This window comes from Bacteroides rodentium JCM 16496 (assembly GCF_000614125.1).
In the GTDB taxonomy this organism is placed as follows: Bacteria; Bacteroidota; Bacteroidia; order Bacteroidales; family Bacteroidaceae; genus Bacteroides; species Bacteroides rodentium.
The window spans coordinates 36,816-52,352 of the sequence record NZ_BAKJ01000023.1; the positions used below are offsets into that span (position 1 = coordinate 36,816).

Here is a 15,537-nt window from a genome sequence, read left to right on the forward strand (position 1 = left end):
AAATTGTCCTTATTTGTACCATAGATTTATAAATTGCTTATAATCAATATATATTATATTTGAGGAAGTGAAGTAAGTTGCGATAGGTGATTTTATAGAAAAAAGAGGCGTGCAATCCATTAAGTTGCACGCCTCTTGTGTTTTTGAATTTCAAGTCAGTCTTATATACTTATTTTTCAGTTTGAGGATTAATGACAATGCGCCAATAGCCACCAAAGTCCGCACCTTCACGAGATAAGATACCCTTAGACCGCAATTTTGCAATTTGTTTTTCTACGGCACGAGAACTTATACCAATCTTGTAAGCCATAGTTTCGGCTGACATAGAAGGATCGGAAATGACGAAATCGATAATCTTCTGTGCTGTCCTTCCTATGTTTTTAGGGGCATCTGGGCTCTCTCCGAACCTTGTCTCCGAACTTGTAGGAGGCTCTCCGAACCTTGTCTCCGAACTTTCTTCGTTTGCAGGATACTTTTTGAGGGGATTGTTTACCCTTTCGGCCACTTCTTCTACGGGTATTCTTTCGTTCTTTCTCCAATTCAAATTATAGAATGTGGTATAGAAAGTCATAGCTTCTGTTTGATATTGCGGTTCTTTGCCTTGCAGGAAATTGGGCAGCTTCTCTGTAAGTTCCCGCATCTTACGTAAGCCCGAACCACGTTTCTCCATATAGTCCAACTGTGTGAATACATCCGCAATGACCGGGTTACGACGCATGGACGGAACTTTGTATATATCCCGGTCTTGAATTTGTGTGCCATCGAGCATCGCACCGGGTGATACTAGTTCTACGCGGTCATCGTAAATGTCGATATGTACTTCACCGCCCATCACGGTGTAATCCCGATGGATAAGATGGTTTACCAATCCTTCAAAGATAGCACGGTCGGAATAGTCGGGGAGATTAAGGCGATAGTTAGGCATCTTTACCCAACCACTCATGGTATGGTTTTTAATGAAGTCCATACCATATTTTAGTAATAACACAAGATTAGCCCGATGTTCTACGGAACTGATAGCATCATCTTTATAAAGTCCGGTCCAGCGAGTACAGAAAATACGTGATTGAAATACGGTACAGTTATCTACAAACAATAGTCCGGCATTAGTCAGTTTTCCGTCAAAAGTAATTAAGCCGAATGATTCTAAATACTTGTCATTCCATTCTTGGTGAGTTTGTTCACGGAATGTATTAGCAAGGATAATGAAAGAGTGTTTGCCAGCATCCACTTGGGTAGGAAGTGAATCCCATGTTATGTGTGTGCCTTTCAGTACTAACGAAAGAAGTTGTTGCGAATTACATTCTACGCTTTCATTACCCACTCTTGTATAGGCAGTACGTGTTCCGTCTTGGTAATAATAATAAGGTGTCAACATCCCTGCTTTTACTGTTACTTCAAGTAGAGTATGTCTTTCGTGTTCTATTGGAATAAGTTGTACTTCCGGTACAGGGTCAAGTCTTGCCTTTATCATTTCGCTGATAAAGTCGGCATCGGCTTGTGCATTCTCTAAACCTACAATCACTCCGTCATCGTTTACTCCGTAGAACAAACAGCCACCGTCAGTATTGGCAAAAGCCGACACGGATTTAAGCCATGACTTCACTTTCTTACGTTCCAACATTTCCTTGAAATCATAAGCTGAACGTTCTGTTATCAATGTATTGTTGCGTATCTGCATCGTTTTCTTTTTGTTGTTCGGGTATAACGCTCTAATATAATTTGCAAAGGTAAGGATAAAACCGGGGAATTGGTTAACCCCCTTTTCCCTTTTGATTTTTATGCATTTACATTACGTAGTTTATAACAGTTGCTTTATCTTTTCTTTATCACACTATTCACCACCCGTACAGAGGAAACCAGTTTATTGGTGGAAGTAAATACATCCACGTTCCACACATGGGATGAACGCCCTTTATGAACGATGGTTGCCACTGCACGTACCGTATCTCCTTCGTGTGCAGAAGAAATATGATTTCCGCTGACTTGCATTCCCACGACAATCTCATCAGGTTCGCAAATAATCATGGAGCCTAGTCCGGCAACGGTTTCTGCCAAGGCAAGGGTGGCACCGCCATGCAGAATGCCGAAAGGTTGGCGGGTACGGTAGTCGACCGGCATGGTCGCTTCTACGCGCTCATCCGAAGCGTATGTGTATTGAATGCCCAAGTTTCCCATCAATGCGTGGCGTGCCCGTTCGTTCAGTAAATCAAGAGGCACCTCTGCTGCATGCACTTCTGCCAATATTAGTTTTTCTACGGCCAGGGCCACTCCATCTTCTTCATTCGATGCGGTCACATAGTCTGCACAGACCTTTACCGAATCTTGTGAATGTCCCATAGCTACCCCCATGCCGGCCAATTGGAGCATGGTCACATCGCATACGCCATCTCCAATGGCAATGACTTCTTCCCGTGTTACTCCCAAATGCTCTAATAGGGCGCCTAGCGTATTCGCTTTATCGACTCCGCAGGGCACCACCTCTAAAAAGTAAGGCTCGGAACGGAAAGCGTCCAGAGTACCTGCCAGGCGTTTTTCCCAATGTTGTTCCAGCCCTATCAGAGCTTCTTCCTTGTCACTCACCAGCATGCACTTGCAAGGTGCGAAGTCTATGGCAGTAGAGAATTCATCTTCCTTGATTATTTTCAAATTGTTTAGCAGGGCTTCATTCTTTATATATTCATTGTCCGGGCTATCCGTAATGAGGGTATCATCGTGGTAGGTGAAGATGGCAAAGCCGTTTTTGCGGGCTTTCTTTTCCAAATAAGGCAGCATTTCCGGATTGATGCGTCGTTCGAACAGTATCTCCCGTTCTGCGCCCTTATTATCTGGCAACCGTTATAGGAGAGGATAAACCCTCCATAATTGCCGAGTTCGAGGGTTTTGGCCAGTGGCATCAGTCCATAAGTCGGTCTACCGGATGCCAAAACTATGCGCACTCCCATCTGCTGGACCTTTAGCAGAGCAGCTAATGTCCTTTTACTAATTTCTCTTTCATCATTGAGTAGCGTTCCATCTACATCAAGAACCAATAACTTATATTTCATGGCAACTCGATTTTGGGGTTATTATGTTACAAAGTTAGAAAAATGACTGTTAAAACGGTAATATTTGTTTTGTTGTTTATTGAAACTTCTTTTATTTATCCTATCTTTGTCCACGTTTTGTTCTGCGTTCTCTATCCGGAGAAGCGGATGAAAAGGGAATCGGGTGAAAGTCCCGAACAGTCCCGCTGCTGTGAGTTCCATGCTTGGTGTATCATACTTGTGCCACTGTTCTTCGGAAAGAACGGGAAGGCGATGTACCGGGAACGAGTCAGAAGACCTGCAAAACAAAGTCGAAAAATTGTCCATTCGAGGAAAGTGGGCAGTGCGCAAATGGTTTAAGATAATCTTCATTTATTCTATGTCAGGAAGGACTAAGGTACTACTGGTCTGTGCTGTTTCATTGGGTGCAAGTATACTTCGGCTCTCTGCCAGGAGGTGGGGGGAGATACGATTACGGGGAAAGTGCATCAGATAGAGAAAGTGACAGTGACAGCACGCAGGTCGCCCAATAAAGTGACTTCTGCCGTACCCATACAGACGATGTCACGGCAGGATATCAGCCAGCTGGGAATACAGAATATGGCAGATGCTGTGCGCCGTTTTGCCGGAGCCAATGTAAAGGACTACGGAGGCATTGGAGGACTGAAAACTGTTTCCATACGCAATATGGGAGCCGCCCATACAGCTGTCAGTTATGACGGGGTGGCGGTGAGCAATTGTCAGGCGGGGCAGATAGATATCGGGCGTTTTTCGCTGGACAATGTTTCCATGCTTTCGCTCGCCATCGGGCAGTCGGAGGACTTGTTGCAGTCCGCCCGCTTGTATGCGTCGGCCGGTGTGCTGGGCATAGAGACGGAAAAGCCTCATTTTGATGACGGGCGCAATGCCGCTTTTCAGGCACGGGTGCGCGGAGGGTCGTTCGGCATGGTCAGCCCCTCGCTGCGCTGGTGGCAGAAACTGGGCAGCCGTACACGCGTGGCGGTAGATGCCGGTTATATGAGGGCGGACGGTAATTACCCTTTCACGCTGGTCAATGGGAAATACGTGACGGAAGAGAAACGTAACAACTCCGGCATCTATTCCTGGCAGGGCGAAGCTACCCTTTATCATACTTTCAAGGATGACAGCGAACTGGATGTGAAAGGGTACTACTTCTATTCCCGCCGGGGACTTCCAGGGGCGGTTACGCTCTATAATCCCCTTTCCGATGAAACGCTTTGGGATGAGAATACTTTTGTGCAGGCACGTTATAGGAAGCATTTTTCGCCCCGGTGGAGTTTGCAGGCACAGGCAAAGTATAATCATGGCTGGAACAAATATAAGGATGAGGGCAAGGAATATACCGACGGATATTATCGGGAAAATCACCGGCAAGACGAATATTATATTTCCGCGACCGTTCTCTACCGTCCTTGGGAAGCTTTGACCCTTTCGTTGGCGCAGGACGGGGTGATAAACAAGTTGCGCAACAGTTTGCCGGAATGTCCTTTCCCCACAAGGTATACTTCCATCAGTGCCTTCAATGCACGTTACCGACAAGGATGGCTCACGGCCACGACTTCGCTGGTGCATACCGCCACTTCGGAGCATGCCGAGAAAGGTACGGTCCCCGATGACTTCCATCGTTTTGCTCCCTCTTTATCAGTCAGTATGCAGCCTTGGCAGGACGAGTCGCTGTATTTCCGGTTGATGTATAAGAGTACGTTCCGTCTGCCCACTTTCAACGACCTCTATTACTACCGGTTGGGCAATCGCAATCTGCGACCCGAGAAGGCGGACGAATATAATGTCGGCATCACATGGAGCAAATCCGGATTGTCTGTGTTCGACTATATCTCCGTTACGCTCGACGGTTACTATAATGATGTGACGGATAAGATTGTGGCTTTTCCCACCACCTATGCGTGGAAGATGGCGAACTACGGCAAGGTGCATGCCGCAGGTGTGGATGCCACTTTGGCGGCAACCGTTCCATTGACGGAGAAAATAAGGCTGATTATATCGGGCGGATATACATGGCAAAAGGCTATTGACCTGACCGATTCCGACGCGAAGAACTATAAGGACCAATTGCCTTATACTCCTCTTCATAGCGGAAACGCGTCTGCCATTGTAGAAACGCCGTGGGTGAATGTGGGCTACTCGGCGGTAGGAGTGGGAAAGCGCTACTATTTGTCGCAGAACATTCTGGAGAATGAGATTGAGGGCTATCTGGAGCATACGATGAGCCTCTCTCATGAGTTTGCTTTGGGCGGTTGCCGGCTTCTGTTGCAGGCCGAGATTATAAATCTGACCGATGAACAGTATGACGTGATAAAGTATTATCCTATGCCGGGCCGTTCGTGGCGGTTGACGGGTACTTTCAAGTTTTGAATAATCTATTTAGGAACAACAAAAACTAATTATAAACAATAAAAACTGTGATTATGAAAGTAAGAAGTTTATTATTCGGTATGCTCTGCATGCTTGCTTTGGGTGCCTCTTTGGCATCTTGTAGTGACGACGATGACGATTCTCTGGATGACGGCGGGTCGAAGGTGACACTGCCACGGACGCGGGCCTATATTCTGAATGAGGGTGGTTGGGGAGCTAATAACGCAAGACTTGCCTTTTATGCACCCAATAAGGATGCGGATTTCATCAGTGATATTTACCAGACTCAAAACAACGCCAAGTTGGGTGACCTTGGTCAGAGTATGATTGAGTATGAAGATGAAATATATATAGCTGTAAGTGGTTCCAATTATCTGACTAAGCTGAATGCTGCGGGTGTGGAGTTGAAACGTGTTTCGTTTGTAGACGACAACGACCTCAGTGCAGGTATTCGTTATATCGATGCTGAGGATGGATATATCTATGCTTCCTTCTACGGAGGAACTGTAGCTAAAATCAATGCGAAAACGTTGGAGGTAGTGGATAAATTGACCGGACTTGGCGACAATCTGGAAGGTGTGGCAATCTGCGAGGATATGCTTTATGTGGCGAATAGCTGTACTGCTGATTGGAGTACTTATCACAATGACGTAAAGGTGATAGATTTGCGTACTTTCAAGTTGAAAGAGACGTTGACGGTAGGTTTGAACCCCAATGCTTTGGTTGAAGAGGATGATAAGGTTTTTTTGATTTCATGGGGTAATTATGTTGATATTGGCTATTCATTACAGATGATAGACCCTGCTGCCAACAATAAGGTGACGGAATTAGGCAGTGCCACCCGTATGTGTGCTACTGATGATATTCTCTATTTGACTTATTCAAATTACACCAATCCTACCGCTTCTTTTTTTACTTATAATATAAAGACTGGAAAGATGGATGAAGCTTCTTTCTTGAAGGATATACCGGAAAAGTTGAAAACTTCTACGATTTATATGTTGGAAGTAAATGATAATAACGGTGATTTCTATATTGGTACTTCTGAATATACCACGAACGGCACCATTTATCGTTTCAAGAAAGACGGTACCTTTATAGAGCAGTTCGATGCAGGAGGTATGAATCCTAATTCTGCTATCTTCTTCAATTAATATCAATGAAAAGAAATAGTTTACTTATCTGTCTGTTCGCAGTCTTGTTTCTTTCCTCCTGTGGGGGAAGGAGCAAGACTGCCTCTGCTTTGGCCAACGGTGACACCATTCCCTTACGTTATGCAGAGAATCTTACCTTAGTGTCCTATCCCGGCTATACCCTTGCCACCTTGCGCAATCCTTGGGATACGTTGCACACGCTACATACCTATATACTGGTCCCGAAAGACCGCGAACTCCCGGCACATCTTCCGGCAGGTACTGTGGTACGTACCCCGCTCTCCAAATCAGTCATCTACTCTTCCGTCCACTGCGGACTGATGGATAATCTGGGTGTATTCGGCAGCATCGGCGGCGTCTGCGACTTGAAGTACATCAAGCTACCCGTCGTGCACGAAGCCTGCCGCCGGGGTGCCATCGCCGATTGTGGTGACGGCATGAATCCCGATATGGAGCGCATCATCGACCTGCATCCCGATGCCATCCTTCTGTCTCCGTTTGAGAACAGCGGCGGTTATGGCCGTATCGAGAAACTGAATATTCCTATCATCGAATGTGCCGACTACATGGAAACCTCCGCTTTGGGACGTGCCGAGTGGATGCGTTTTTACGGACTGCTCTTCGGGGCTGCGCCACAAGCCGACAGCCTTTTTGCCGAAGTGGACAGTTGTTACCAACGACTCAAGATGCGTGCACAACTTTCATCCACCTCGTTCTCCGTTGTCAGTGAGCTGAAAAGCGGCTCGGCATGGTACGTGCCGGGAGGGCGCAGCACCATAGGAAGGCTTTTTCAGGATGCTTGCGGGCGTTACGCCTTTGCCGATGATACCCACAGCGGTTCTGTTCCTCTGGCTTTCGAGACCGTTTTCGACAAGGCGGGCGATGCCGACGTCTGGCTGGTGAAGTACAACCGCGATCGCGACATGAGCTATGCTGATTTGGAGGCGGATTATATCGGCTACACCGGTTTCAAGGCTTTCAAGACCCGGAATGTCTATGGCTGTAATACGGCGAAAGTTCCTTTCTACGAGGAGACTCCGTTCCGTCCCGATTATTTGTTGTCCGACCTGATACAGATTCTGCATCCCGAAATAGGAGATTTGGGAGGCTTGCGCTATTTTTGCAGACTGAAGGAGTGATGAACACAGAGATACGGAACTTTTGTGAAAGTAATAGAAAACTCTGTGCCTCCGTGTTTCTGTGTGCTAAATAATGTAACTATGAGTAAAGGCTGGAAATATGGTATCGGGCTGGGAGTGGTCATCTTATTGCTGTTTGCGGGCAATCTGCTGGTGGGGTCGGTTTCGATTCCGCCTGCCGATGTTTTCCGTATCCTGCTCGGTGGAGAGGGGGAGAAGGCAAGCTGGAGCTTCATTCTTTGGGAATCCCGTTTGCCCCAAGCGCTGACGGCGCTGCTTTGCGGTGGCGCATTGGCTGTTTGCGGACTGATGTTGCAGACGGCTTTCAAGAACCCGCTGGCAGGACCATCCATTCTGGGCATCAACGCCGGGGCAAGTCTGGGAGTGGCCTTCGTCATGCTGCTGTTTGGCGGCAGCATCACGGCAGGGGCGTTCAGTCTGTCCGGCTTCTTCTCCGTACTGCTTGGCGCATTTATCGGAGCCATGCTGATTATGGCACTTATCCTTTTCTTTTCCACGCTGATAAAGAGCAATGTCATGCTGCTGATAACGGGTATCATGATAGGCTACATCGCTTCTTCTGCCATTGCCCTGCTCAACTTCTTTGCTACGGCAGAGGGGGTGCAGTCCTATATGATATGGGGGCTGGGCAACTTCGGTGGAGTTTCCCTGCAGCAGATGCCGGCCTTTGCGCTGGTCACCGTTGTGGGACTGTTCGGCTCATTATTGTTGATAAAGCCCCTGAACGCCTTGTTGCTGGGAGAGCGCTATGCCGAAAACCTCGGTGTAAACATCCGCCGTGTGCGCAACTGGCTTTTGATTATCACCGGGCTCTTGACGGCTGTCACCACCGCCTTCTGTGGCCCGGTCGCCTTTATCGGCCTGGCCGTGCCGCATGTGGCACGCATGATATTGGGGACAGCCAATCACAATTCTCTGTTGCCGGTCACCATCCTGAGTGGCGGTGCAGTGGCACTGCTTTGCAACCTGATTTGCGTCTTGCCCGGCGAAGCGGGTATTATTCCCTTGAATGCCGTCACGCCCATTATCGGTGCGCCGGTCATCATCTACGTTATTCTGAGCCAGCGGAAGCCCCAACAATTCAACTAAACTATAGCCAACAGCTTGACAAGGTTTTGCCTTACTATTTTTCTCTCCATTCCATAGGGTTTTATCTTCCTCACCGCTCTTATTAATAGAAACCCCTTAAAAACATGCCTTATGAAAAACTTTGTAGGATTTACACTTGGGTGTTTGTTTGCATTCTTATCTTCGGGTATCACCCCGTTGATGGCGCAGGACGCGGCAGTGAACGAGCTCGTCATCACCGGTACGGTCAAGAACAAGGACAGCAGGAAGAAACTCGAAAACGTGAACGTCTCTGTTGTCGGCAACAATATCGGAACGGTGACCAATGCCGACGGCACATTCTCCTTGAAAGTAGCGGAAGCGGAAGCTTTCCGTGGACTGGAAGTCTCCCATATCGGCTATCTCACTACACACCTCTCTCTGGAAGAACTTGAAAAAACGGGCGAGCTGACCATCTGGATGATACCGGCTCCCAATCTTTTGAGCGAGATTGTGGTCTATGGCAATAATCCCCGCGTCATAGTGGAAGAGGCCATCAAGAAAATTCCAGTAAACTATTCTGGCAATGACAACATGCTGACTGCCTTCTATCGGGAAACCGTGCAGAAGCGCCGTCGCTATATCAGCGTGTCCGAGGCAGTGATGGATGTCTATAAGACGGATTATAACTCCCGCGATGTGGACCGCGACAAGGTGCAGCTGCTGAAGGGCCGCCGCCTGCTGAGCCAAAAGCAGAGTGACACGCTGGCTGTGAAAGTGGTGGGAGGCCCCAATTTGTCCCTTTATCTGGACATTGTGAAGAATGGCGATGCGCTGTTGAGCACGGACAATCTGGACTATTATGAATTCCGTATGGAGGACCCCGTCAATCTGGATAACCGCATGCAGTATGTGGTCAGCTTCCGTCCGCGGGTCAGCCTGATGTATGCCTTGTTCATCGGGAAACTGTATATAGACTACGAACGGCTCTCCTTTACACGCGCCGAGTTTGGCCTGGACATGGCAAACCGGGTGAAAGCAGTGGAGGCCATTCTGCATAAGAAGCCCGTCGGCTTGCGGTTCCGCCCGCAGGAAGTCACCTATCTGGTGACCTACAAGCAGCAGGGGACCAAGACTTACCTGAACTATATACGGAATGTCATCCGCTTTAAATGCGACTGGAAAAAAAGGCTGTTCTCCTCCAGCTACACCGCTTTCTCCGAAATGGTGGTGACCGACAGGACGGAAAGCCCTCTCTCCGGCATCTCCAACAAGAACACCTTCAAACGGAAGCAGGTATTCTACGACCTGGTGGATGAGTATTGGAACGAAGACTTCTGGAGGAACTACAATATTATAGAACCTACGGAATCCCTGGAGAATGCAGTCAGCAAATTGCGGAAACAATCCGATTGATTATCTGATAGTTTTATCTATATTTGTTGTAATCTGAAGTATCTTATTTGATTACCAACGCTTTGTAGAAAACTCGCATGAGAACGGGCAACGGATAAGAAAATGCCAGACTGTTCAGAACCACCATGTTCCTCATGCTTTCAAATAACTCTTTTGTCAATGCAAAGATAGCATTTTTTCTGTAAAGGCCGGTAATATCCGGTCTGAATTTTATGCAATAATCCATACCGAAAAGTACAGCCATCCCGTAGCCGAGTCCCCGTAACTCACAGGCAAAGGTAACTCGTGTTCTTTTCGTACAAGCAAGGTCAAGCCCTTCGGGTTCCGTGGAAAAATCTTCCGCGCCCGAAGGCTTGCGGTATTTTTCCCGGAAACCTTGCATGTACGGAACACGACCTTTTAAAGCCTGTAGTTACGGGAACTCCGGCCCCGAAAAGCCGGACTAACAAAAATCAATTGTTATGTTACAGCAGATGGCAAAGAACAAGTACAGTATCGAAACGCTCAGAGAACGGAATGTTTCATACGACCATGAACATTGGCTGACGCAGGAAGATGTGGATATGGCCAACAATTATGTACAACTCATCGAGCGGACACGCTCGGAAGTCACACCGCAAATCGGTGACAGGCTGGTATATGTAACCGAACATGGGGACTATTACGGTCACGCCCTTATTGACAGCAGGAGCGCAAAAGAAGGATACCTATCCGTATGCGAACAGCCGTATGTGCCTTTCGTATGGACAGAGGACGGGAACATCCGTCTGAGTGTCAGCGGAGGCGCATTCCACTCTGTAAATCCGAAAGACCTGAAATTCCTGAAATGGACGGAAGGCGCGTTCAAGGACTGGGGGCATTGCGGGGCGTGCGCCAACGGTTCGGTGACATTCCTGGCTAAAGTGCCGTTATGGTTCTATGTCGAACCCAATCCCAAGTATGGAAAATTCACAACCGAGACCTACCGGAAGTTTTACCTGAACAAAAGAGAGGAATCCGGGAATGGCAATCTCTATCAAAGTCTTGATATCGCTTTTGGGAACGAAGCCGACTTCCAACAGTTCTTGAAAGACTACGAAGGAACGGTTTTCAAAGGCAATTGGCCCACCCAAATCGTATTATGGTGTTTCCGTCGCGAATATATATTCCTGCCTCTTGCCGAATGGGAAAAGATTGATGCCCCGGTCGAAGAACGAAGGCTCAATTTCCATCCCGAACAGGTGAAGATAGTCAAGGACATGGAAAAACACATCACCTGTTTCTACCGAATCAAATCACAGAATTTCTAACACTTAAAAATCCAACAGATATGCAAACTACAACAGCAACCAAGACCGGTAACGCTCCCGACCTGCTTCAAGGTATTTTGAGCGTACAAGTGAGAAACGAGGACAAAATCACGGAGCAAGACCGAATCTATTGCCAGAACCAACAGGACTTGCTCTACAAGACACTCGACCAGATAGACCATTGGTACGCCATCTTCAAGGAAGACGCGGAGCAGTATCAGGAGGAACGGAAGTTCCATTATGAGGAAAACGGCAAGGTATCCATGCGCAATTTCTATTCCTACCATAACGACAGGGATGACTATTCGCACAACGAGTTCAAACCGTTCGACCTTATCAATGACCTGGTAGATAAGAACCACAATGCCAACGCGAATTTCGCCAGCCGTATCATCGCCTATTTCAACAAGACCTACAATGTTCAAGTGCCGGTGCCAAGCATAGACGGGAAAACGCTCCGCATGGGATTCCGCCCGGTCTATGAAACATACGTGGATGCCGTTATCGAACATCTGGGTGGCAAGAGTTTCCGGGAAACGGCGGAGGAAGAACTGCTGTCCCGCTTCCTAAAAACAGTGAAACCGTCGTGCTGGAGCAAGGTCAAGCCGGAGTTGAAAAAGGACAAAATCACGTTCCCCGAAATTCTGAGATTTGACGAGTTCTATCTGTCATACAACCGCAACCAGATCCACTACAACTATAAGGGCAACATAGAGACCTTCTGTGAAGGCATCGCATTCGGTGCCGATGACACCATCCATGGTTCAAGCAGGATGATTGTCGGGCTGCATGAAGATGATGTGGATGTTTCCCGTTGGTACGACCTCACCACGACCAATGCCGAACAAATCAGATTCTACAAGAACGGGCGTATAGACGTCAGGTTCAAGGACAGCGCGATAGCGGAAAGCTGTTTCAAGCGGCTCCGGCTGGATGAAATCACATTAAGAGAACAATAACGGCATGAGAAACCAATTCGGGCACCCCGTAAGGCATCCTTGCGGGGTGTCTTCATTTTCAAACGTAAACAATCCCAAGATATGTACGCCATCATCCCCCAACAGATACCGCAGGACAAGCGGGCCGAAATCAACGAGAAGATACTTTTCGCCATAGACTCCGGCAAGGACCTTATTCCGGCGGAGAGCATCTACAACTGCTATACCGGCATCGGAGGGTTGCACAACCTCAGGCAGTCCGACTTTGCCAACTACCATGAGTATGCCCAGGCGAAGAAGGAGTTCGAGATGGGACAGTTCTTCACCCCGCATGAAATATGCCGGGACATGGTGGATATGCTGTGTCCCGTCTCGTCCGAAATGGTACTGGACATGTGCTGCGGCATGGGCAACTTCTTCAACCACCTGCCTAACCTGCACAACGCCTACGGCTTTGACATAGACGGCAAGGCGGTGGCAGTTGCAAGACACCTCTACCCGGAAGCCCATATCGAGAAATGTGACATCCGGCAATATTACCCGCAGCAACGCTTCGATATTGTTATCGGCAATCCTCCTTTTAACTTGAAGTTCGACTACAAACTGTCGCAGGAATACTATATGGACAAGGCTTACGATGTGCTTAATCCGGCCGGTATCCTGATGATAATCGTGCCCGGCTCCTTCATGCAAAGCGAGTTTTGGGAAAAGACACGGATAGCCGGTATAAACGGCAAATTCTCTTTTGCCGGTCAGACTAAATTGGTTCCGTCAGCCTTTGCCGCAGTCGGAGTCCATGACTTCAATACGAAAATCATGGTATTTCTCCGTAAATCGGCCCACATCGAGATGCAGGCTTACAATGCTGAGGAATTCATAACGGCGGACGAGCTGAAAAAGCGCATCGGCGAGGCAAGGGCGATGAAACACCGGTTGCGTTTCGACCTGATGCGCGAAACCAACCGGATCGACAAGGAAGAACTTGAGCTGTTCGAGTACAAACTTGCCAAGTACATGTACGAGCTGAAGGCGCACGTCAAGTTGAACAAACATATAGACAAGGCGGAAGCGTTGGTCACGAAGTTCCGTAACCAGAAACCGCCTGAGAACGCCACGCGGGAGCAGGTGGAGCAATGGGAGAAGAACAAGCTGACCCCGAAGAAAGTGCTTGCCGTCATCCGCAGGTACATCACCTCGCAAAATACCGTACCCCGCAAGGAAGTGGCATTGGTGAAGACCTCATACGGCTTCAAACTGAAACAATATGCTCCGCGACTCCTTGACAAAGTTCCGCACAAGGCGGCAAGTATCAACGACCTCGTGCTGGAGCGTGCCGAACTGCCCATGCCGGAAGTGCCGACAGAAAAGAACATGCATCAAATCCGTGCGGCGGAGAAACTGATCCGACGCAAGCGGAGAGAGTACGAAATGCAGAATCGGCAGTTCCCGGAAATGGAGGAAGATGGCAGGCTGAAAGAATACCTGGACCGGTGTGCATTCATCAACAAGGACGGCGAGACCTGCGAGTTTACCACGCTCCAGAAACACGACCTGAACCTCGTCTTGCAGAAACGCCACGCGCTGCTGAACTGGCAGCAAGGCTCGGGCAAGACAGCCGCCGTGTACCATCGTGCCAAATACCTGCTCAAATTCCGCAAAGTACGGAATGTCATCATACTGCTCCTGCCATCGCCACCAATATGACATGGATACCCTTCCTCTCGATAAACAGGGAACAGTTCCGGGTGGCAAGGAGTAATGCCGACCTGGAAACTGTGCCGGAAGGCGTGTTCATCGTCCTATCCACCTCCATGCTCGCCAAGCTGAAACGGGGCATGGCAAGGTTCGTCAAACGCAGTTCAAGAAAACTGTGCCTTGTTTTCGACGAGTCGGACGAGATAACCAACCCGTCGTCACAACGTACAAGGCATATCCTCGGTCTCTTCCGCCGCCTCAAATACAAGATACTCGACACCGGTACGACCACACGCAACAACATCGCCGAACTGTACAGCCAGTTTGAGCTGTTGTATAACAATTCCATAAACATGGTCTGTTGGAGCAGTCGGGTGTACCACGAGAACAGGGACAAGGAGATAGAGGAAGATAACAATCCGCACTACGGTGAGCCGTTCCCCGCTTTCAGGGGGCATGTGCTTTTCCGTGCCTGCCACTGTCCGGGGAAATCCACCGTGTTCGGCATTGAGAAGCAGAACCAGGATGTCTATAACAAGGAGGAGCTGGCCGGCCTTATCGGGAAGACCATCATTACACGCAAGTTCAGGGACTTTGCAGGAGAGAAATACAAGATACGGACACATACCGTCAGCCCGTCCGACGGCGAGCGTGAGGTTTACCGTGTCATCATCGAGGAGTTCTGCCGCATCTGCGAACTGTATTACAACAGCACGGGGGATGCAAAGAAGGATGCCGGACTCCGGCTTATGCGCCAAATCAGGCTGCTCATCAAGGCCTGCTCCGTCCCACACCTGATAGAGGGCTATTCCGGAGACGGGATTCCGAACAAGACAAGGTACATCGAAAGGCTGGTACGGAAGATACCCGGCAAGGTGGCTGTCGGCTGCACGTCCATAGCCGCATTCGACCTTTACGAGAGCCGTCTCCGCGAATGTTTTCCTGACCGTCCCGTATTTGTGGTCAAGGGCGACGTGGCGTTCAAGAAACGGCAAAGCATCGTGACGGAGTTCGATTCCACCATCAACGGCATACTGGTATGCACGCAGCAGAGCCTGAGCAGTTCGGTGAACATACCCACCTGCAACGACGTGATACTTGAATCCCTGCAATGGAACATCCCGAAGATGGAGCAGTTCTACTTCCGTTTCATACGCCTTGACTCCAAAGAGCTGAAGGACGTGCATTATGTTACCTACAAGGATTCCGTAGAGCAGAACCTTATAGCACTGGTGCTTACCAAAGAGCGGCTGAACGAGTTCATCAAGACGGGCGAAGTAAAGGAACAGTCGGAAATCTTTGAGGAGTTCGACATCACCATGTCCGTTATTGAGAGCCTGCTGGTCAGGGAGCGTGACAGCGAAGGGAAAATACATATCAGCTGGGGAAGCCAGCGCATCATGAACTGAAAAATGGAA

General features: G+C 48.6%; 8 protein-coding genes, 2 pseudogenes and 1 riboswitch. Of the genes and pseudogenes, 8 read left to right on the forward strand and 2 right to left on the reverse strand.

Going from position 1 to position 15,537, the window contains the following annotated elements; translation table 11 throughout:
- Window positions 1-169: 169 nt before the first annotated feature.
- Together JCM16496_RS11565 and JCM16496_RS11570 are read right to left on the reverse strand one after the other, a co-directional pair.
- Window positions 170-1,681 carry an RNA-binding domain-containing protein gene (locus JCM16496_RS11565; RefSeq protein WP_025834428.1) on the reverse strand — a complete coding sequence of 504 codons (1,512 nt, stop codon included), beginning with the start codon at window positions 1,679-1,681 and terminating at the stop codon, window positions 170-172.
- Between the two features lie 134 nt (window positions 1,682-1,815).
- A pseudogene (locus tag JCM16496_RS11570) lies at window positions 1,816-3,047 on the reverse strand (Cof-type HAD-IIB family hydrolase).
- A 100-nt stretch (window positions 3,048-3,147) separates the two neighbouring features.
- A riboswitch (cobalamin riboswitch) is annotated at window positions 3,148-3,346 on the forward strand.
- A 136-nt stretch (window positions 3,347-3,482) separates the two neighbouring features.
- Between JCM16496_RS11570 and JCM16496_RS11580 the strand changes: the two are divergent.
- The 8 genes and pseudogenes from JCM16496_RS11580 to JCM16496_RS11625 all read left to right on the forward strand — a co-directional run bounded on the left by JCM16496_RS11580 (window position 3,483) and on the right by JCM16496_RS11625 (window position 15,528).
- Window positions 3,483-5,420 (forward strand): TonB-dependent receptor plug domain-containing protein, encoded by a 1,938-nt coding sequence (locus JCM16496_RS11580; protein WP_025834432.1) that lies wholly within the window; start codon window positions 3,483-3,485, stop codon window positions 5,418-5,420.
- Window positions 5,421-5,473: 53 nt separating this feature from the next.
- Entirely contained in the window at window positions 5,474-6,574 is a 1,101-nt protein-coding gene (locus tag JCM16496_RS11585) for a YncE family protein (protein ID WP_025834434.1), read from the forward strand.
- 5 nt (window positions 6,575-6,579) lie between these two features.
- Entirely contained in the window at window positions 6,580-7,713 is a 1,134-nt protein-coding gene (locus tag JCM16496_RS11590; RefSeq protein WP_025834436.1) for an ABC transporter substrate-binding protein, read from the forward strand.
- 81 nt (window positions 7,714-7,794) lie between these two features.
- Entirely contained in the window at window positions 7,795-8,823 is a 1,029-nt protein-coding gene (locus tag JCM16496_RS11595) for an iron chelate uptake ABC transporter family permease subunit (protein ID WP_025834438.1), read from the forward strand.
- Between the two features lie 111 nt (window positions 8,824-8,934).
- Window positions 8,935-10,197 (forward strand): carboxypeptidase-like regulatory domain-containing protein, encoded by a 1,263-nt coding sequence (locus JCM16496_RS11600; protein ID WP_025834440.1) that lies wholly within the window; start codon window positions 8,935-8,937, stop codon window positions 10,195-10,197.
- 461 nt (window positions 10,198-10,658) lie between these two features.
- On the forward strand, window positions 10,659-11,486 hold the full coding sequence (locus JCM16496_RS11615; RefSeq protein ID WP_025834442.1) for a DUF4121 family protein: 828 nt from the start codon (window positions 10,659-10,661) through the stop codon (window positions 11,484-11,486).
- Between the two features lie 20 nt (window positions 11,487-11,506).
- Window positions 11,507-12,445, forward strand: a complete 939-nt coding sequence (locus JCM16496_RS11620) for a hypothetical protein (RefSeq protein WP_025834445.1) — start codon at window positions 11,507-11,509, stop codon at window positions 12,443-12,445.
- An 81-nt stretch (window positions 12,446-12,526) separates the two neighbouring features.
- Window positions 12,527-15,528, forward strand: a pseudogene (locus JCM16496_RS11625) (N-6 DNA methylase).
- Window positions 15,529-15,537 lie beyond the last annotated feature (9 nt).

Coding starts and splice junctions, on each gene's coding strand:
- JCM16496_RS11565 (WP_025834428.1), bottom strand. CDS start 1,681: ATGCAGATACGCAACAATACATTGATAACAGAACGTTCAGCTTATGAT.
- JCM16496_RS11585 (WP_025834434.1), top strand. CDS start 5,474: ATGAAAGTAAGAAGTTTATTATTCGGTATGCTCTGCATGCTTGCTTTG.
- JCM16496_RS11590 (WP_025834436.1), top strand. CDS start 6,580: ATGAAAAGAAATAGTTTACTTATCTGTCTGTTCGCAGTCTTGTTTCTT.
- JCM16496_RS11595 (WP_025834438.1), top strand. CDS start 7,795: ATGAGTAAAGGCTGGAAATATGGTATCGGGCTGGGAGTGGTCATCTTA.
- JCM16496_RS11600 (WP_025834440.1), top strand. CDS start 8,935: ATGAAAAACTTTGTAGGATTTACACTTGGGTGTTTGTTTGCATTCTTA.
- JCM16496_RS11615 (WP_025834442.1), top strand. CDS start 10,659: ATGTTACAGCAGATGGCAAAGAACAAGTACAGTATCGAAACGCTCAGA.
- JCM16496_RS11620 (WP_025834445.1), top strand. CDS start 11,507: ATGCAAACTACAACAGCAACCAAGACCGGTAACGCTCCCGACCTGCTT.